General features: G+C 63.7%; 22 protein-coding genes. 4 read left to right on the top strand and 18 right to left on the bottom strand.

The annotated features are described in order from the left end of the window. Positions 1–130: 130 nt before the first annotated feature. Together NKJ23_RS13150 and NKJ23_RS13155 are read right to left on the bottom strand one after the other, a co-directional pair. A complete protein-coding gene (locus tag NKJ23_RS13150; protein ID WP_352450152.1) occupies positions 131–487 on the bottom strand; it encodes a YciI family protein in 357 nt (118 codons plus the stop codon). A gap of 2 nt (positions 488–489) precedes the next feature. Then, positions 490–729 (bottom strand): hypothetical protein, encoded by a 240-nt coding sequence (locus tag NKJ23_RS13155; RefSeq protein WP_352450153.1) that lies wholly within the window; start codon positions 727–729, stop codon positions 490–492. Between the two features lie 221 nt (positions 730–950). Between NKJ23_RS13155 and NKJ23_RS13160 the strand changes: the two genes are divergently transcribed. Next, positions 951–1,376 (top strand): OsmC family protein, encoded by a 426-nt coding sequence (locus NKJ23_RS13160; RefSeq protein WP_031212702.1) that lies wholly within the window; start codon positions 951–953, stop codon positions 1,374–1,376. 297 nt (positions 1,377–1,673) lie between these two features. Here the strand turns inward: NKJ23_RS13160 and NKJ23_RS13165 are convergent, their stop codons facing one another. From NKJ23_RS13165 to NKJ23_RS13195, 7 genes are all read right to left on the bottom strand, one after another. Then, a complete protein-coding gene (locus tag NKJ23_RS13165) occupies positions 1,674–2,312 on the bottom strand; it encodes a YceH family protein (RefSeq protein WP_352680580.1) in 639 nt (212 codons plus the stop codon). A 238-nt stretch (positions 2,313–2,550) separates the two neighbouring features. Next, a complete protein-coding gene (locus NKJ23_RS13170) occupies positions 2,551–3,330 on the bottom strand; it encodes a succinate dehydrogenase iron-sulfur subunit (protein WP_352680581.1) in 780 nt (259 codons plus the stop codon). Further along, positions 3,330–3,767 (bottom strand): DUF3052 family protein, encoded by a 438-nt coding sequence (locus NKJ23_RS13175; protein ID WP_352680582.1) that lies wholly within the window; start codon positions 3,765–3,767, stop codon positions 3,330–3,332. The genes NKJ23_RS13170 and NKJ23_RS13175 overlap by 1 nt, the downstream gene beginning before the upstream one ends. A gap of 2 nt (positions 3,768–3,769) precedes the next feature. After that, on the bottom strand, positions 3,770–5,608 hold the full coding sequence (gene sdhA / locus NKJ23_RS13180) for a succinate dehydrogenase flavoprotein subunit (RefSeq protein WP_023679766.1): 1,839 nt from the start codon (positions 5,606–5,608) through the stop codon (positions 3,770–3,772). A 3-nt stretch (positions 5,609–5,611) separates the two neighbouring features. Next, positions 5,612–6,007 carry a succinate dehydrogenase, hydrophobic membrane anchor protein gene (gene sdhD / locus NKJ23_RS13185; RefSeq protein ID WP_292663226.1) on the bottom strand — a complete coding sequence of 132 codons (396 nt, stop codon included), beginning with the start codon at positions 6,005–6,007 and terminating at the stop codon, positions 5,612–5,614. A gap of 1 nt (position 6,008) precedes the next feature. Continuing rightward, entirely contained in the window at positions 6,009–6,428 is a 420-nt protein-coding gene (gene sdhC / locus NKJ23_RS13190) for a succinate dehydrogenase, cytochrome b556 subunit (RefSeq protein ID WP_292663224.1), read from the bottom strand. Positions 6,429–6,670: 242 nt separating this feature from the next. Beyond that, entirely contained in the window at positions 6,671–7,051 is a 381-nt protein-coding gene (locus tag NKJ23_RS13195; RefSeq protein WP_352680583.1) for a hypothetical protein, read from the bottom strand. Between the two features lie 256 nt (positions 7,052–7,307). Here NKJ23_RS13195 and NKJ23_RS13200 point away from each other — a divergent pair, with 256 nt between their 5' ends. Further along, entirely contained in the window at positions 7,308–7,667 is a 360-nt protein-coding gene (locus tag NKJ23_RS13200) for a hypothetical protein (protein ID WP_352680584.1), read from the top strand. Here NKJ23_RS13200 and NKJ23_RS13205 read toward each other — a convergent pair. Then, entirely contained in the window at positions 7,651–8,871 is a 1,221-nt protein-coding gene (locus NKJ23_RS13205; RefSeq protein WP_352680585.1) for a GGDEF domain-containing protein, read from the bottom strand. The two genes, NKJ23_RS13200 and NKJ23_RS13205, sit on opposite strands and share 17 nt — an antisense overlap. 76 nt (positions 8,872–8,947) lie before the next feature. After that, positions 8,948–10,144, bottom strand: coding sequence for a GGDEF domain-containing protein (locus NKJ23_RS13210; RefSeq protein WP_352680586.1), 1,197 nt, complete (start codon positions 10,142–10,144; stop codon positions 8,948–8,950). 161 nt (positions 10,145–10,305) lie between these two features. On the opposite strand from NKJ23_RS13210, the gene NKJ23_RS13215 reads away from it, so the two are divergent. Then, positions 10,306–10,617 carry a hypothetical protein gene (locus NKJ23_RS13215; protein WP_023679773.1) on the top strand — a complete coding sequence of 104 codons (312 nt, stop codon included), beginning with the start codon at positions 10,306–10,308 and terminating at the stop codon, positions 10,615–10,617. 58 nt (positions 10,618–10,675) lie between these two features. Here the strand turns inward: NKJ23_RS13215 and leuC are convergent, their stop codons facing one another. From leuC to rplS, 5 genes are all read right to left on the bottom strand, one after another. Next, the gene (gene leuC, locus NKJ23_RS13220) at positions 10,676–12,085 is read right to left on the bottom strand and encodes a 3-isopropylmalate dehydratase large subunit (RefSeq protein WP_023679774.1); all 1,410 of its coding nucleotides are present in this window, start codon (positions 12,083–12,085) and stop codon (positions 10,676–10,678) included. Positions 12,086–12,491: 406 nt separating this feature from the next. Further along, positions 12,492–13,127 carry a class I SAM-dependent DNA methyltransferase gene (locus tag NKJ23_RS13225; protein WP_352680587.1) on the bottom strand — a complete coding sequence of 212 codons (636 nt, stop codon included), beginning with the start codon at positions 13,125–13,127 and terminating at the stop codon, positions 12,492–12,494. 52 nt (positions 13,128–13,179) lie between these two features. Continuing rightward, positions 13,180–13,995, bottom strand: a complete 816-nt coding sequence (locus NKJ23_RS13230) for an amino acid ABC transporter permease (RefSeq protein ID WP_352572232.1) — start codon at positions 13,993–13,995, stop codon at positions 13,180–13,182. 266 nt (positions 13,996–14,261) lie between these two features. Further along, positions 14,262–15,059 carry a transporter substrate-binding domain-containing protein gene (locus tag NKJ23_RS13235; RefSeq protein ID WP_031212709.1) on the bottom strand — a complete coding sequence of 266 codons (798 nt, stop codon included), beginning with the start codon at positions 15,057–15,059 and terminating at the stop codon, positions 14,262–14,264. 262 nt (positions 15,060–15,321) lie between these two features. Further along, the gene (rplS, locus tag NKJ23_RS13240; RefSeq protein WP_352468080.1) at positions 15,322–15,861 is read right to left on the bottom strand and encodes a 50S ribosomal protein L19; all 540 of its coding nucleotides are present in this window, start codon (positions 15,859–15,861) and stop codon (positions 15,322–15,324) included. A gap of 382 nt (positions 15,862–16,243) precedes the next feature. On the opposite strand from rplS, the gene NKJ23_RS13245 reads away from it, so the two are divergent. Further along, positions 16,244–16,996, top strand: coding sequence for a sulfite exporter TauE/SafE family protein (locus NKJ23_RS13245; RefSeq protein ID WP_023679781.1), 753 nt, complete (start codon positions 16,244–16,246; stop codon positions 16,994–16,996). On the opposite strand, the gene trmD is transcribed toward NKJ23_RS13245, so the two are convergent. Both trmD and rimM read right to left on the bottom strand, forming a co-directional pair. Continuing rightward, positions 16,978–17,676: a tRNA (guanosine(37)-N1)-methyltransferase TrmD gene (gene trmD / locus NKJ23_RS13250; protein ID WP_352680588.1), complete on the bottom strand. Its 699-nt coding sequence runs from the start codon at positions 17,674–17,676 to the stop codon at positions 16,978–16,980. The genes NKJ23_RS13245 and trmD overlap by 19 nt on opposite strands. Beyond that, positions 17,673–18,272 (bottom strand): ribosome maturation factor RimM, encoded by a 600-nt coding sequence (rimM, locus tag NKJ23_RS13255; RefSeq protein WP_352680589.1) that lies wholly within the window; start codon positions 18,270–18,272, stop codon positions 17,673–17,675. The genes trmD and rimM overlap by 4 nt, the downstream gene beginning before the upstream one ends. Positions 18,273–18,336 lie beyond the last annotated feature (64 nt).

Below are 18,336 nucleotides of genomic sequence, written 5' to 3' on the forward strand. Positions count from 1 at the left end.
CCGATCTCGGCGACCATAGGAGAAGTATTGCTTCGCTTCAACACGCAAAAGTTGCGTCCGATGAGGAAAACGAAAGCCCGCGCCAGTCGTTGGTCTCCGCCGCTCCGCGGAGGAACCTATCGAGACATCTCTATGACCCGGGCACCTTGTAGATCGCCCGCACCTCGATCGTGCCGATTTCGGCCAGCGGAATCTCGCCCGCGATCTCCAGCGCCTCGTCTAGGCTCTCGGCCTCGATCATGACGAAACCGAGCAACTGCTCCTTGGTTTCGGCGAAGGGGCCGTCGGTGACCAGCCGCTTGCCCTTGCGCCTGCGAACGGTTTTCGACGTTTTCACCGATTGCAGCGCCTGCGCGATGATCAGCATCCCGCGTTGGTCCAATGACCGGTCATGGGCCATCGAATCGGCGTCGAGCTTGGCCAGCCTCTCGGGCGTCATTGCGTAGAGATCTTTTTCTTCACCATAGACCAGGCAAACATACTTCATTTTTATCTCCATTCCTGGCTTGAAGCCGAAGACGAGGCTACGGAAATCTCCGCGGAGCCCTTGCCTGCCGCAGAATCGAGACCGGCCGCAGCATAGTCGAGAAGAGATACCGCAATCCCGATAATGGCAATCGCCGCAAGCAATCGGCCGAAGCCGGAAGGCTGCAGGCGCGACCAGTCGGCTTGTTGTTCACCGGCCCTGTGGCCGGTGCTTGTCCAGTGAGCAGAAAACAGGTTGTTCATGTGGTCCTCCATCCGGCCACCAAGTCCATGGCCGCCCGCAGGACGGCCGGGACAGATGGAAGTCGACATTTTTGCACGCGTATTTTTTTTAATTTTTTTCGCTCGACATGATGTGTCACGCTGCCGCCGATACGAAAGCGTGGGTGGCCTTCGCTCCGGCGCGCGCTATAGTCGACTGGATGCCGATCACGGGCTCAATCACGACAATCAAGGAGGAATTGATGGACCGCACCGCCAACGCCGTTTGGAAAGGCAGTTTCAAGGAAGGCAAAGGCACGCTCGATACACAGAGCGGGACGCTGAAGGGCACGCCCTATTCCGCCAAGATGCGTTTCGAGGACGAGAGCGGCAAATCCGGCACAAACCCGGAAGAGCTGATCGCCGCCGCCCATGCCGGCTGCTACGCCATGCAGCTTTCGCATTTTCTCGCCGAGAACGGCACTCCGGCTGCCGAGCTCGACGCCAAGGCCGTGGTAACGCTGGTCCCCGGCACCGGCATCACCGGCAGCGCGATCACGCTGGTCGGCAAGGTACCGGGCATCGATGCCGCCAAGTTCAAGGAATTGGCCGAGAAGGCCAAGGCCGAATGCCCGGTCTCGAAAGCGCTCGGCGCCATCAAAGTATCGCTCGACGCCAGGCTCGGGTGAGGGAGCTTTTATGTCTGATAGATTCCAACTGGTGTTGGAGTCCATCAATTGTTGAAGTCGGCGCCGCCCCTCATTGCCCTGCCGGGCATTTCTCCCCGTCAGTGACGGGGAGAAAGAAGCTGGCCGCAGCTGCGGCACCCTTCTTGCAACGTTGATGATTGACGAAACCGTCGAAGAGCGTCCCTCTCCTCGTCCCTATACGGGGAGAGGTCGCCGGCAGGCGGGGCAGCGCCAGCCAATCGAAAGTAGGCAACGAACACGTTACCTGAGGGGCCGTCCCCGACGTCTCGAAAATCCTTATCGCCCATCGCCGGACAGTGCGTCGAGACGAGCGCGCAATGCCGCGACCTCTTCCTCGAGGGCCTGCACGCGCGTCTCCAGATCCGACGCCGGCGAGGACGACTGCAGGGGCGCTGCGGCAGCCGACAGCTGCGGCGGCCCGCTGAGCAGATGGACATAGCGATCCTCGCGCTGGCCTGGGCCGCGATCGATCTGCTGCACCAGCGGTGGCCGGCGGCCGATCAGCAGATCGAGATTGCCGCGAAGCTCGTCGATCGACGGCAGCCGCGCCATGCGCTCGCTTCGCGCCAGCAATTCATAGGCCGTCTGCGGGCCGCGCAGCAGCAACAGGCCGAGCAGCGCGATCTGCGCCGAGGTCAGGGAAAAGCGCTGCGCCACGACATGCTCGTAGCGCTCGACGCGCGACGCGAACACTTGCCTGACTAGGCCCTTCTGCTCGAGCTGGCCAAGCGCTCTTCTGACCTCGCCAAGTTCGACCGACATCACCGGCTCGCGCGCCGTCTTCTGGTTGGCCGCCGCATGTGCCGCATTGAGCGTCAGCGGATAGACGTCCGGCGTCAGCTCCTTCTTTTCGATAAGGCAGCCGAGCACGCGGGCTTCGATGGGAGAGAGGATGGGAAGGTCGATATCGGTCATAAGTTTGCTATCCTTTCGAACTCGGCGGGACAGCGCCCCCCTCTGTCCTGCCGGACATCTCCCCCTCTAGTGGGGAGATTGGCTGTCATCACCGCTTCGCCACTTTTCAAGGCTGCAGAAAGGGCGCTGTCCTCCAAGCTGCTAATCTCCCCCCTTGAGGGGGAGATGTCCGGCAGGACAGAGGGGGCGCGAAGGATCGCTACGGACGAGACGATCTCGGCTGCAACCCGCCCGCCGCCTAAACCCGTCGCTCCACCATCATCTTCTTGATCTCGGCGATCGCCTTGGCCGGGTTGAGCCCTTTGGGGCAAGTCTGGGCGCAGTTCATGATGGTGTGGCAGCGATAGAGCCGGAACGGGTCTTCGAGATTGTCGAGCCGCTCGCCCGTCGCCTCGTCCCTGGAATCGATCAGCCAGCGATAGGCCTGCAGCAGCGTCGCCGGGCCGAGATAGCGCTCGCCGTTCCACCAGTAGCTCGGGCAGGAGGTCGAGCAGCAGGCGCACAATATGCACTCGTAGAGCCCGTCGAGCTTTTCGCGGTCCTCATGGCTCTGCAGCCATTCCTTGGCCGGCTCGGGCGACACCGTCTTCAGCCACGGCTCGATCGAGGCGTGCTGGGCGTAGAAATTGGTGAGGTCGGGCACCAGGTCCTTGACCACGGCCATGTGCGGCAGCGGATAGACCTTGATCGCGCCGGAAATATCGTCGCAGCCCTTGGTGCAGGCCAGCGTGTTCGACCCGTCGATGTTCATGGCGCACGAGCCGCAAATGCCTTCGCGGCAGGAGCGGCGCAGCGTCAGCGTCGGATCGATCTTGTTCTTGATCCAGAGCAGCGCGTCGAGCACCATCGGCCCGCAATCGTCCATGTCGACGAAATACGTATCCATGCGCGGGTTCTCGTCATCGTCCGGCGACCAGCGGTAGATGCGGTATTCGCGCAGATTGGTCGCGCCCTCCGGCTTCGGCCAGGCTTTTCCGGCCATGATCTTCGAGTTTTTCGGAAGCGTGAGTTCGACCATTACCTCAGGTCCTTTCGGATGACGAGCTTCAGCCCGGACCAGATCTCGTTCACCGCCGCGACCTTGACGTCGACGAGGTCGAGCTTCAGCGCCTCTGTGCGGATAACGTCCTCGGTGACGTCGGTCGGCACTTTCGATGCCTTTTTTGGCCAAGAGACCCAGACCATGCCGTCCCGCTTGATCGCTGCTTCGATGTCGCCAAGACGGTCCTCGATCTCGACACGCTGCCGGGTGAAAGCATGCACGGCATCGTATTTGTCATGAACGCCCGAAATCGCCGACCAGTTGGCCAGCCGGTCGAGCTCGGCAAAGTCCACGGCTTCGGCAAGGTCGTCCAGCTCGGCCGGCAAGGCGACGAAAGCGGCAATCATCCCGTCCTTCAGGCCGAGCTTGGCCGGAAGGAGCGTGCCGGAATATCCCGCAACCGCCAGCGCCATCGTCAATACACCCTGGCCTTTGGCGCGATCTTGGCCGGGTTGATGCCGCCGTCTGCTTCCTTAAGCAGCGTTTCGGTGTGCACCGGCCGGTAGGTGAGCGCCACCTCGCCGGCCTCGTTGAGCCGAGCCAGCGTATGCTTGCGCCAGTTGGCGTCGTCGCGGGCCGAAAAGTCCTCCCGCGCGTGCGCGCCGCGGCTTTCCTTGCGCGCCTCGGCGCCGTAGACGGTGGTGATGGCGTTGGCCATCAGGTTTTCCAGCTCCAGCGTCTCGACCAGGTCGGAGTTCCAGATCATCGAGCGGTCAAACACCTTGACGTCGCCGAGTTCACCCCAGATCTGCGAAATGCGCCTGCAGCCGCTTTCCAGCGATTCCTGGGTGCGGAACACCGCCGCGTCCTCCTGCATCGCCTTCTGCATCTTTTCGCGCAAAACCGCTGTCGGCGTCGAGCCGTTGGCGTGACGCAGCCGGTCGAAGCGGTCCATGATCTTTTCGACGGCGGCCTCGTTGGGCGAAGGGATCGCCGATGTGCGGTCGATCACCTGGCCGGCCCGGATTGCCGCCGCACGGCCGAACACCACCAGGTCGATCAGCGAGTTGGAGCCCAGCCGGTTAGCACCGTGCACCGAGGCGCAGCCGGCTTCGCCGACCGCCATCAGCCCGGGCGACACCTGGTCCGGATTCGACGCCGTCGGATTCAGCACCTCGCCCCAGTAATTGGTCGGCACGCCGCCCATATTGTAGTGGACCGTCGGCAGCACCGGGATCGGCTCCTTGGTCAGGTCGACGCCGGCAAAGATCTTTGCCGATTCCGAAATACCTGGAAGCCTCTCGTGCAGAACGGCCGGGTCGAGATGGTCGAGATGCAGGAAAATGTGATCCTTCTTCGGGCCGACGCCGCGGCCCTCGCGGATTTCCAGCGTCATGCAGCGCGAGACGACGTCGCGCGAAGCCAGATCCTTGGCTGACGGCGCGTAGCGCTCCATGAAGCGCTCGCCCTCGGAATTGACGAGATAGCCGCCCTCGCCGCGCGCGCCCTCGGTGATCAGGCAGCCGGCGCCGTATATGCCGGTCGGGTGGAACTGCACGAACTCCATATCCTGCAGCGGCAGGCCTGCGCGTGCGGCCATGCCGCCGCCATCGCCGGTGCAGGTATGCGCCGAGGTGGCCGAGAAATAGGCGCGGCCATAGCCGCCGGTCGCCAGCACCACCATCTTGGCCGAAAAGCGGTGGATGGTGCCGTCGTCGAGGTTCCAGGCGACGACGCCGGTGCAGGTGCCGTCCGGCTCCATGATCAGATCGAGCGCGAAATACTCGATGAAGAACTGCGCATTGTGCTTCAGCGACTGGCCGTAGAGCGTGTGCAGCATGGCGTGGCCGGTGCGGTCGGCGGCCGCACAGGTGCGCTGCACCGGCGGCCCCTCGCCGAAATTCATCATCATGCCGCCGAACGGCCGCTGGTAGATTTTCCCGTCCTCGGTGCGGCTGAAGGGAACGCCGTAGTGCTCGAGCTCGTAGACCGCCGCCGGCGCTTCGCGCACCATGTATTCTTGAGCGTCGGTGTCGCCCAGCCAATCTGAGCCTTTGACGGTGTCGAAGAGATGCCACTGCCAGTTGTCGGGCCCCATATTGGCGAGCGAGGCGGCGATGCCGCCCTGCGCCGCAACCGTATGCGAGCGCGTCGGGAACACTTTGGTGATGCAGGCGGTGCGCAGGCCCTGCTCGGCCATGCCGAGCGCGGCGCGCAGGCCGGCGCCGCCGGCGCCGACGACCACGACGTCGAATTTGTGATCGACATAGCTATAGGCGGAAGCCGTGTTGGCGTTCTTCGCGTCCTTGGCCAAAAATCAGCCTCCAAATGCCAGTTTAAGCAGGGCGAAGACCGAAGCGACGCCGACGACGACGGGAAAGAATGTGTTGAGGGCGAGCAGCGCCAGCCTGGTGCCTTCGCCATGCACATAGTCTTCGATGATCGCCTGCATGCCGAGCCGCATGTGGTAGAGCACCGACAACAGCACCAGCGCCAGGACCAGTGCAACGAACGGATTGGCAAGTGCGGCGCGCACCTCGAGATAGCTGGCGCCGTTGAGTGCGATCAGGAAGCCGACGAAGAACAGGACCAGCGGGATGTTGGAGATCGCCGTCAGCCGCTGGCGCCAGAAATGGCCGGTGCCCTCGCGGGCGGAACCGAGGCCGCGGACCTTGGCCAGCGGCGTGCGCATGTCGGTGTTCTTGCCGTTCATGTCAGGCTCCCCGCGCCATGTAGCCGGCGATCCAGATCAGCAGCGTCAGCGTGACCGAGCCGGCAAGCGTCGCCCAGGCGATCCTCGATGCCGTATGCTTTTCCAGCCCTGCCCCAGTGTCCCAGATAAGATGGCGCACACCGCCCAGCATGTGGTGCATCAGCGCCCAGCTGTAGCCGAACAGCACCAGCCGTCCCAGCCACGAGCCGAAGGCCCAGTTGACGGCATTGAAGGTCGCCTCCGAGCTCGCCGCCGCCATCAGCCACAGCGCGACCAGCAGCGTGCCGAAATAGAGCGCCCCGCCGGTGATGCGGTGGACGATCGACATCGTCATGGTGATCGGCGGCCGATAGACGGTCAGATGCGGCGAAAGCGGCCGTTCACGTCTGGCAAATTCGCGGGTGGCTGGTGATTTGCTCATGGCTCCCCCAGTTCGGCGTCTCTGGAGCCTCAGGTGGGAATGCGGCATTACCGCTTCCGGTTGCGACTTCGGACAGCCGGTTTCTAATGCTCTTTTTGCACCGCGTCAAAGCCGGAAAACCGTTTCGAAAACGTAATTTAGTCTGATGAAAGCGAGGCTTTCAGCTTCAATCGATTAGGACTGTCGCCTTGCGCCGGCACAATGTCGCCGCACTGCAAAATATGGCTGGCGCAAGGGGCGGATCAGCGCTTGCAGGCCAGCGGTGATGCACCGCCCTTCATCACCAGCGCCTCACGCCCATCGATCACGATTGCGTCATGCGCCTCGCCGTAACGGCTGGTCTGATTGGCCGGTGACGCCGGCAGCTCGGCGCTGGCGCCGTTCTGGCCGAGGACGAGCACCGACGTGCCGAGATTCTCGATGGTCATCACGCTACCGTCGGCGCAGTTGTAAGTAGCTGTGCGCGGCTGCGGTGCCGTCGGTTCACTAGCGGCGGGAGCAAGCGACACGGAAGCGGCGGCCGTGTCGCCGAGCTTGGGCGCGCTGGTCTGCGGCGCGCAGGCGGCGGCAGCCAGCAGCGGCGGAATGGCCAGCGCCATCCGAAACGTGCGGCGTAATCTCATTTGCTGCTTTCCCCCCCGCGTATCGAGCCCGCCGCGATGCTCCGGCAAGCCACCGGATTTCATGCTTTTTGAGTCGTGCCCGATGCTGGGGATGGTGGGAACAAGGCATGGCCGAATGATGGCCGGTGGGCGATCGAGTATTAACCATATTTTCCGAGACCTCGCCCCTGCTGCGGTTGCCCTCTTAACAAAGGTTAATAAAAGGTTAATTTCTGATTCGAGGAGGCTTGCCTCTCAGCAAATGGAGCAGCACGCCATGCATTCGAATTCAGCAGGATCGCGCCTTCCCTGGTTCCTATTGGCGGCGCTCGCCGTCGGCGTCGTCGCACCGGCATTCGCCGGGACGCGCCATCATGACCGCGTCTATGCCGATTCCTTCGGCAATCTCGTCATCGACAGCGCCGCCGGCTACAAGCGTATCCTCGTTGGCGAGGGCAAGCTGGCCAAGGAATTGTCCGACTACACCAGCGCCGGCCATCCCGACGTGATCTACGAAAACGAATCGGACGATGTCCGCGGCGGCGACTGCTATAGGCCGCCGGTTTTCGTCAAGGGCCGCAGCTATATGTACGGCCTCTCCGACGGCGAAATGCCGGAGCTCAGCCCCTGCCGCTGACGGCCACGCCGCCCTTGGTTGACGGCGCCGGCAGGGCAACAGCCGGCCCCACCGAGACACGCACGCAATCGCGACCGCTGCCCTTCGCCTGATAGAGCGCTTTGTCGGCGCGCCGCAGCAGGTCGGAAAAGCTTTCGTCCGGACCAAGCTCGGCAACGCCGAAGCTGGCGCTGCAGCGGTGATCCGCGGGCAGGCAGTCGATCGGCGTGGCACCGAAGGCGCTACGCGTGCCCTCGGCAAAGAGCCGGGCGGCGGCTAGATTGGTCCCCGGCAGGAAAATAGCGAATTCCTCGCCGCCGATGCGGCCGGCGACATGATGGTCGGCCGCGGCATCGCGGAGAAAACCGGCAAAGGTCTCGATGACCCGATCGCCCGACGCGTGGCCGTAAGTATCGTTGATACGCTTGAAATGGTCGAGATCGGCAATGACCAGTGCCGCTGGAACGGCGCGCTGCATGGCGTCACACAGTGCGATCTCGGCATGGCGCTCGAAGCCGCCACGGTTGAGCAGCCGCGAAAGCGTGTCGGTTTCCGATTTCGACGTCGCCTCGGCGAGCACGTCGCGGACCAGGATAGCCAATGTCACCAGCGCAAGCGCCAGGCCGAACACGGTGCCGACCGACTGCGACACCAACGCATAGCTGGTCTGCGCATAAGATTGCGGGTTGGCGCCCCAGCCACCAAGCGCATGGGCGATGAAGGGTTTGCTGGCGAACTGCAAGGTGCTGGCCGCCAGGACAGCCATCAGCATATAGTCGAGCCGCTCGCGTCTTTGCCTGGACGACAAGACGATCGCCAGCCCGGTGAACTGCATGGCCGCATAGGGAAGCTGGTAGGCCGCCATTCGCACAAAGGATTGGCGTGGCAGGTCCTGCACGAAGTAGACCGCGAGGGTGGCGAAGACCAGGAAGAACAGCATCGGCGGCCAAGGCGGCGAAACGCGGTATTTATGGGCAAGCCCGCCATTGAAGGCGACGGTAGCGCCAAGGAAGGCGGCAAAGGCGGCGACAACCACGGGGCGCGCATTGTCGAAGGCAGGAATGCTGAACTCGATCGCGAAATAAGCCGTGCCGAGCACATAGCCGAACGCCAGCCAGCGTGCCGACACCCGGCCGGCGTCATAGACCGCGATCGTCATGAAGGCCGCCGCCAGCAGCCCGGCAACGAACAGGTTGATCATCAGGATGAAATTAGCGCTGCCCATGGCGTTTTGGCACTCCCCCCGAACAGCAAATCACCAACGCGCGAAAAAGACGTTAATTCGAAGCCGCCGCTGACGCTCAGCCAGCACTGGTCCGATTGGGAAGGACGACCGTTTCAGGCCGCTGATAGGACAGGTATACGCTGTCGCGGCCACTCCTTTTGGCTTTGTAGAGCGCTTCGTCGGCGCGGCGCATCAGCGGGTCCAGCCCTTCGTCGCTGGTGCGGGCGGCCACGCCGAAGCTCGCAGTCACTCTTGTGTCGGGCGGAAGTCCGTCGATTCTGCCCGCCGAATAGACCGTGCGAATGGCTTCGGCAAACAGTCTTGCCGCGCCAAGGTCGCTGAGCGGCAACAGCACGGCGAACTCTTCGCCGCCGATACGGCCGGCAACGCCGCGCGTACCTGCAGCCGACAGAAGCTTGGCAGCGAAGTCGGCGATAACGCGATCGCCGGCCGCGTGGCCATGCTGATCGTTGAGCGCCTTGAAATGATCGAGATCGGCAAGCACCAGCGCAACCGGCAATTGCGCCGTGGCACAGTGCTGCAGGACAAGCATGGCGCGCTCCTCGAAGCCGCGGCGGTTGAGCAGGCCCGACAGCGGGTCTGTCAGAGTTTCGGTCTTCAGGGCCTTCATCACATCGAGCGCGGCGGCGCCGAACAGGCAAAGCGCAATAAGCAGCGACAGCAATGCATGCGACAGCAGAGCCGTCGTCCAGTAGGACGAGGAGTAAAGCCCTTCATAGCTGGTGAACGGCCCATGCGCGATGACGACGGCAAGCGTCCGCGCCAGGAAGTTCAGGCCGGAAAGCAGCGACAGCACGAACAGGATCATTTCTGTCGGGCCGTTGTTGCGCACCACGCGCAACTCGGCGGCGACAACCAGGCTGATGCCGCCGAAGCTGAAATTGATGGCAAGGATGCGCCAGGTGAGATCCGGCCGGGCAAAAAGAAACCACGAAAACGCGGCCAGGCCGCCGCAGGCCAGAATGCCGACCGCCGGGTAAGGCACGCGCCGCCCATAGCGCGCAATGACCGCGCCGGCGAGACAGCAGGTGGCGAAGGTGAAGCACAGGATCGAGATGAGCTTGGTCGGTGCCATGCCGACCGGCAGCGTGAAATACTGGAGCAGGAAGCCTGCGGCCGAGGCCGAGTAGCCCGCCGCCAGCACGCCCAGATAGGGACGGTGGCGCTGATAGAACCACAGCACGAGAAATGCCGCGCCGAGTGTGAGGGCGATGCCTGGATTGAGCAGCGCTATGAGCAGGCCGGTGTCCAAGCGCTGTAATTTCCCCTCGCTTCCCCTTGGAGGACCTTAGAGCGGAAGCCCAAACAAGCGGTTAAGCGAAAGCGAATATACGACAGGTGCGTCGACAAAGCCGCTGGGCGGAACCGCGAACGGCGAGCGGCGTTTCACGACGGCAACCAGGAGACGCTCCGATGGCCGACACGATCATGCTGACCGATCACGATGCAATTCGCTCATGGGCCGCGGCACGCGCCGGCTTTCCGGCGATCGTCGACGTGTCGCCCGAAGCCGGAACGCAGCCCATGCTGAGGCTGGTCTTCGGCCAGCATGCCTACCAGGACCAGGATGAGGCCGAACGCCCGGTCAATGCCGGCGGCTACGAACTGGTCGAATGGGACGAATGGTTCAAACTCTTCGACGAGCGCCAACTGGCGCTGGTCGTCGCAAAGGACCAACCCGGCCGCCGTGAGGGATTCCACGAATTCGTCAGGCGGCCCGACTGAAGAATGCCCGAACCGCATTGCGGCTCGGGCTCCTCATATCCGACTGCGCGCGCCTGCCCTATTTCCACTCGCGGATGTCGACGAAATGGCCGGCGATCGCCGCCGCCGCGGCCATTGCCGGCGACACCAGATGCGTCCGGCCCTTGAAGCCTTGGCGCCCCTCGAAATTGCGATTCGAGGTCGAGGCGCAGCGCTCATGCGGCTTCAGCCGGTCGTCGTTCATGGCAAGGCACATCGAGCAGCCCGGCTCACGCCAGTCAAAGCCGGCGGCGACAAAGATCTTGTCGAGGCCTTCGGCCTCTGCCTGTTCCTTGACCAGGCCGGAGCCCGGCACGATCATCGCACTGACCCGCGGATTGACCTTCTTGCCCTCGATCACCTTGGCTGCGGCGCGCAGATCCTCGATGCGGCCATTGGTGCAGGAGCCGATGAAGACGCGATCGAGTTCGATATCGGTGATCTTGGTGCCCGGCTTCAGGCCCATATAGTCGAGTGCGCGCTGCTTGGAGGTGCGCTTGTTCTCATCAGTGATGTCGTCCGGGTTCGGCACGATGCCTTGCACCGAGACCACGTCCTCGGGCGAGGAGCCCCAGGAGACGATCGGCGGCAGCTTTGCCGCGTCGAGCACGACCACCTTGTCGAAATGCGCGCCTTCGTCGGACTGCAGCGTCTTCCAGTAGGCGAGCGCGGCGTCCCAGGCTTCGCCCTTGGGGGCGCGCGGCTTGTCCTTGACATAGGCGAAGGTGGTCTCGTCGGGCGCGATCAGGCCGGCGCGGGCGCCGGCTTCGATCGACATGTTGCAGATCGTCATGCGGCCTTCCATCGACAGCGCACGGATTGCCTCGCCGGCATATTCGATGACATAGCCGGTGCCGCCGGCCGTGCCGATCTCGCCGATAATGGCGAGGATGATGTCCTTGGCGGTGACGCCTTCCGGCAGTGCGCCGTCGACGCGCACCAGCATGTTCTTGGCCTTGCGCTGGATCAGCGTCTGCGTCGCCAGCACATGCTCGACTTCAGAGGTGCCGATGCCATGCGCCAGCGCCCCGAACGCGCCATGCGTCGAGGTGTGGCTGTCGCCGCAGACGATGGTCATGCCGGGCAGCGTAAAGCCTTGCTCCGGCCCGATGATGTGGACGATGCCCTGGCGGATATCCTTCTCGGAATAATATTCGACGCCGAAATCCTTGGCGTTTTTGGCCAGCGCTTCGACCTGGATGCGGCTTTCCTCGTTCTTGATGCCGAACTTTCGCTCCGGCGAAGTCGACACATTGTGGTCGACCACGGCCAGCGTCTTTTCCGGATGCCGAACCTTGCGGCCGGTTATGCGCAGGCCTTCGAAAGCCTGCGGGCTGGTGACTTCGTGGACCAGATGGCGGTCGATATAGAGCAGGCAGGTGCCGTCGTCCTGGCGGTCGACAACATGGTCGTCGAAAATCTTGTCGTAGAGGGTGCGCGGTGCGCTCATTTGCGTAAATCCGTCGATTTAAAAAGGGAAAACGACGCCGGTCGGACCGGCGAAACAGCCTGGCGAGTCTGCCCTAGCTAAGTCGGCTGGTCAGCGCCCCGCAGACGCGCGCGGAAAATCGCGACGGCAGGCGTTTCCTGTCCTGCAGCACGAAACCTTTATAGGCCGGATCGCCAAAAAGCTCTTCCATGGCGCTGCTCATATCAATGTTTTGGCTTTTCGGCAATTGGCGGGTTGTGGCGCGGCTTCCCCTTCTCCCCTTGTGGGAGAAGGTGTCGCCGAAGGCGACGGATGAGGGGTGCTCCAGGGAACGCCAACGCCTCATTCCGTCCAACACCCCTCATCCGTCTCGGCACTGCGCGCCGATCCACCTTCTCCCACAAGGGGAGAAGGAAGAAGGCGCCACTCAAACCACCTCGAACACGAAGGTCTTCACCAGCGCGTCGGGCTCGGCGATTGCGTAGCAGCGGAACCACGGGCTCTCCTCGACCGGCTGCCATTTTTTCGCCTGCTCCAGTTCGCCAAACACGGCTTGAAACCCGCCGCTTTCAAACACCTGGTCGCGAACCGTGAAGATGGCGTGGCCGCCCGTCCTGGTGATGCGTACCAGTTCATGCAGGCCCGACGCCGGTGCGTGGCTGATGGTGAACACGCCGGTCGAGAAAAAGGCGCGGAAATACCCGTCCGCCCAAGGCAATGGCCCGCCGAGCATCGCCTGTTTCAGCTCGCTGTAGGCCTGCCGGCTGCCGGCGATTTTCAGCATGTCCTGCGACAGGTCGAGCCCGGCAATATCGTGGTAGCCGAGTGCCTTCAGGGACGGCCCCGACAGGCCGGTGCCGCAACCGGCGTCGAGCAGCGGCCCTTCGCCCGCCGGCACATGGCGCGCCACCCAGGCGGTGATCAGGAACGGCAGGAGATAGCCGAGCGCCGCGGTTTCGCCGTCATAGGTCGCGGCCCATTGCGCATAGGCCTTGGCGAGCGTCTCAGGCGTGTCGGCCGTATAGACCGCTTCCAGCGCCGCATTGGCCTTGTCGATGATCATGGGTCCTCCCCGGTCGCGTCCGCTCGATGGTAGCGCCGTTTTCGCCTGCCTTCTATTCCCCATGCTGGTGGCGGAGCCGCTTCTCCAGCGCCCGCAAGGCCAACGACAGGCCGACGGTCAGGATGAGATAGATATAGGCGACGATCGAATAGGTTTCGAAGAAGCGGAACGAGCCGGCGGCGTAGATCTTGCCCATCTGGGTGATGTCGGCGACGCCGAGCACCGAGACCAGCGAGGAATCCTTGACCATGGCGACGAAATCATTGCCGAGCGGCGGCAGGATGGTGCGGATCGCCTGCGGAAAGATGACCAGCCGGAAGCGCTGGGTGCGCGTCAGCCCGAGCGCCTTGGCCGCCTCGATCTGCCCCTTCTCGACCGCCTGGATACCGGCGCGGAACACCTCCGAGATGAAGGCGGAATAGCCGATGGTCAGCGCCATGACGGCGCGCCAAAGCAACGACACGTCGCGTACCAGCAGCTCACCGAAGAGGCCGGCGCTTTGCAGCGGCGCCGTCAGCGCGTTCCATGCCGCGACGAAGGCCGGCGCCCCGGCAAAGGCGATCCAGAACAACAGCACCAGCATCGGCACGCCGCGGATGATCTCGACGTAGAAGCGGCCGATCTGGCTGAGCCAGCGTGAGCCCGACAGGCCCATCAGCGCGACGCCGAGGCCGATCGCGCAAGCCAGCGCGAAGGCGACCACCGTGACGAAGATGGTGACGCCGATGCCCTTGGCGACGGTTGCGAAGACCTGGGCATAGAGGTCGCTGGCAGCGATGAAGATGGCGGCGGCCAAGGCGATCGCCACGGCCACGGCAAGCCACCACGGGAAGTCGGATTTGGCTGAGGCGGGAGGCGCCGACGGCATCAAGCGGTACCGATAACAGAGTCACGAAGGCAGCGTTCTGTCACACCCCCCTCTGGCCTGCCGGCGATCTCCCCCTCCAGGGGGGAGATCGGCAGCTTTGACCTCGCGGCCCGTTCTGCAACACTGAAAATTGGCGAAAGCCGATGCGAAATCCGATCTCCCCCCTTGAGGGGGAGATGTCCGGCAGGACAGAGGGGGGTGTACGAGCGCAGAGTCAGCGCGAGTTCCCGCGCACAATCGTCATGAAATGCGCGCAACAAGCGGGCCTACTGCCCCATCTTGTAATCAAGGAACCACTTCTTGTTGAGCGCGTCGAGCGTACCGTCGGCCTTGAGCGCGGCGATTGCCGCGTTGACCGGCTTCACCAGGTCGGAGCCCTTGGGGAAGATGAAGCCGAAATCCTCGGTGCCGAGTGGGCCGCCGATCAGCTTAAGGCCGCCATTGGACGCATCGACATAGCCCTTGCCGGCAGTGCCGTCGGTGAGCACGACGTCGACGTCGCCGGCCTTCAGCGCCTGCACCGTCGCGCCGAATGTCTCGAACAGCTTGATGCGCGGGTTCTGCTCGTTGCCGTCGAGCACGCTGTAGACGGCGGTGTAGAAGGGCGTCGTGCCGGCCTGCGCGCCGATCAGCCCGTCCTTGAAGGCGGCGAACGTCTTGGCGTCGGTGAAGCGCTTCTCGTCGCCGCGCACCAGCATGAACTGTTCCGAGCGCATATACGGATCGGAGAAATCGACCTTCTGCTTGCGGTCGTCCTTGATGGTGATGCCGGTCATGCCGATGTTGTACTGATTGTCGGAAACCGCCTGGATCATCGCGTCCCAAGAGGTATTCTGGTACTCGACCTTGAAATTCAGCCGTTTGGCGATCTCGTTCATCGCGTCATATTCCCAACCGATCTGCTTGCCGGTCTTGGCATCGATGAACTGCAGCGGCGGATAGGCGTTTTCGGTCACCACCACCACCTTCTTGCCGCCGAGGTCGGGCAGCGCCTGCGCCAGAGCCGCGACAGGCACGAGAAGGCAAGCCAGCAGGCCGGCCAGCAGCAGTTTCGAATTGATCATGACTATGCTCCCCAGGAACTGAACCGCCTCGATCGACCGAGGCATGCAGGAAATCCGGCGCCGACTTTAGCTTTCCGCAGGCGCCTTGCAAGCCGCTCCGATGCGCCACTCGGCACGAAAATGGATTCCAATGCTTTCAACGGCGGCATTACGTAACGATCCGTATCGATTGCGGCCGACGCAGCCCGGCAAAATAGAATCCGCCTCGCGAAACAAAAAGGCGGCCGAAGCCGCCTTTCCGAAAATACGTTCTTGAAGAGCCTTATTCGGCGGCAGCTGCTTCCGCGGCCTTGGCGGCCTCGTCGGCGGCCTTCTTCTCGGCGGCGTCCTGCGCGGCCTTCTCGGCGGCCAGCGCCTGGGCGGCGGCCACTTTCTCGGCCTCGATGCGCGCCTTCTCGGCGTTCAGCGCATCGCGCTCTTCGTCGTTGAGCTTGCGGGCGCGCACACCGGTGTTTTCCGAAATGCGGGCCGACTTGCCGCGACGGTCACGCAAATAGTACAGCTTGGCGCGACGCACCTTGCCGCGGCGCACGATCTCGACGCCCTCGACCATTGGCGAATAGACCGGGAACACACGCTCGACGCCTTCGCCGTAGGAAATCTTGCGGACGGTGAAGCTCTCCTGGAAACCGGCACCGGCGCGGGCGATGACGACGCCCTCATAGGCCTGCACGCGGGTGCGGGTGCCTTCGGTCACGCGGACCTGGACGCGCACGGTGTCGCCGGGCTGGAATTCGGGGAGCTTGCGCTTGGCTTCGATCTTGGCGGCCTGCTCGGCCTCGAGCTGACGGAGGATGTCCATCTCAAAAATCCACTTCTTGTTCTTCCGACAGTCAGAGCGCCCGACACTCGCCTTGCAGTCGCATCGACCGCTCGGCTATGCCCTTCGTTCGAGAACGTCTGTTCGAGAACATCGGGCAGGGGCGACTACACCGTCATTGTTGACGGGCCAGAAGATCGCTCTTGGCAGATTTTTCTTCCGGTTCGGCGCGCACATACAGCTATTTCGGCGCTTTGTCACGTCTTCGCCGTTTCTTTTTTGGGCCGTTTCTTTTTTGCGCTGCTTCTTGGGCTGGCGCCCGCTGTGGCAATCCCGTGATCGCTTGTGGTCCAGGGGGTTGCGCCCGCGCGTCAAGCTTCCTAAGCCGGAAGACAGGCATTTTCCTCCAGCGACGACACCCCTCATGCCAATCTTGGACGCGGTCCTGCTCTTTCTCGCCGGCTTTCTATCAGGCGCGGTCAATGCCGTTGCCGGCGGCGGCACGTTCATAACCTTTGGCGCCATGACCCTGGCCGGCCTGCCGCCGATCGTCGCCAATGCGACATCGTCGGTGACGCAATTTCCTGGCTACATCACCTCGACGCTCGCCTATTGGCACGACATCAAGCATTTCTGGCGTGGCGCACTGCTGCTCAGCCTCATTTCGGCTCTCGGTGCGCTGTCTGGCGCGCTCATCCTTCTAGGGCTCGACAACCCGTCGTTCCGCGCCTTGGTGCCGTGGCTGCTGCTGGCGGCAACCGCATTGTTCGCTGCCGGGCCATGGCTGAAGCCGGCGCCCAAGCCGGAGCATGAGGCCGCGGTAGGTTCGCTGGTCGGGTCGCTGGCGCAGTTCGCCACCGCCGTCTATGGCGGCTTCTTCGGCGCCGGCATGGGCGTCATGATGCTGGCGACGCTCGGTCTCACCCAGTCCGGCGACTATCACCGGCTGAACGCACTGAAGAACATGCTGGCCGTGGTCATCGCTGCGGTCGCCATCCTGGTCTTTGTCTCCGGCGGCGTCATCGCCTGGCTGCAGGCGATCATCATGATCCCGGGCGGCGCGCTCGGCGGCTATGCCGGCGTCTGGATCGCCAGGCGCGTGCCGCAGAACGCGGTGCGCGGCTTCGTCATCGCCGTCGGCCTGTTCCTGGCTTTCTACTATTTCGATAAGGGCTGAGCGGCTGAAAGATCCGGCCGTCGCTCCTTCGTCAGCCTCTCCGCTTCGGCCCGCCGCCACGCCGCGATCTTCCTGTGATTGCCCGAAATCAGCACTTCGGGAATCGGCCGCCCCTCGAACTCCTGCGGCCGCGTATAATGCGGATGTTCGAGCAGGCCGTTTTCAAAGCTCTCTTCCTCGCCCGATACCGCATTGCCCATGACGCCGGGCAGCAGGCGCACCACGGCGTCGAGCAGCACGAGTGCCGCCGGCTCGCCGCCGGACAGGATGAAGTCGCCGATCGAAACTTCTTCGAGGCCGCGCGCCTCGATGACCCGCTGGTCGACGCCTTCGAAGCGGCCGCAGACGATCACCGCACCCGGCCCAGCGGCGAGTTCGCGCACGCGTGCCTGGTTCAGCGGCTTGCCGCGCGGGCTCATCAGCAGGCGCGGACGTGGATCGCCTGCCGGCGAGGCGTGGTCGATGGCGCTGGCCAGCACGTCTGCCCGCATCACCATGCCGGCGCCGCCGCCGGCCGGCGTGTCATCGACGGTCCGGTGGCGATCGCTGGCAAAGTCGCGGATCTGGACTGTTTCGAGCGACCAAATGCCGGTCTCCAGCGCGCGGCCGGCCAGCGACAGGCCGAGCGCGCCGGGAAACATGTCGGGATAGAGCGTCAGCACCGAAGCCGAAAAACTCACCGGTTGCCTCCGGCGTCCCTCGGCCCGCGCGGCCTGCCCTTGGGGTCGAAACCGTCGTCAGCGGGAGGCTCGCCGTCCTCGTCCTCGACCAACCCTGCGGCGGCTGGATCAACGCGGACAAAGCCGCCGGCGATCGACACTTCCGGAACGGCGGCCTGCGTGAACGGGATGAGCACGCCTTTGCGCCCCGCCAGCGTCACGTCGAGAATGTCGCCGCCGCCGAAATTGTGCACGGCGACGACCTTGCCGATGACCGCACCGGTGTCGTCCTTGACCTCCAGTCCGACGAGGTCGGCATGGTAGAATTCATCCTCTTCGCCCTCATCGGGCAACACCGAACGATCTACGAACAATTCGGTGCCGGCCAGCGCCTCGGCGGCATTGCGGTCGTTGACGCCTTTGAACCGCACCACCACCACGGTGTTGGCGGGCCTGATGTCGACGATCTGGAAGGCGCGGCCATCCCTGGCGTAGAGCGGACCGTAATCGGCCAGCGCCAGCGGGTCGCCGGTAAAGCTCTTGACGCGCAATTCGCCCTTGATGCCATGCGCGGCACCGATCACGGCCATCTGGACGGGGTTTTGCGGCTTGATCATCTGCGGAAAATCCTTTGCCTTGCTCTAACCCCAGCCCGTCGTCATTTCAATGACGCCGCTCTTC

The sequence above is a fragment of the Mesorhizobium sp. M0184 genome (assembly GCF_040322215.1).
Lineage (GTDB): Bacteria > Pseudomonadota > Alphaproteobacteria > Rhizobiales > Rhizobiaceae > Mesorhizobium.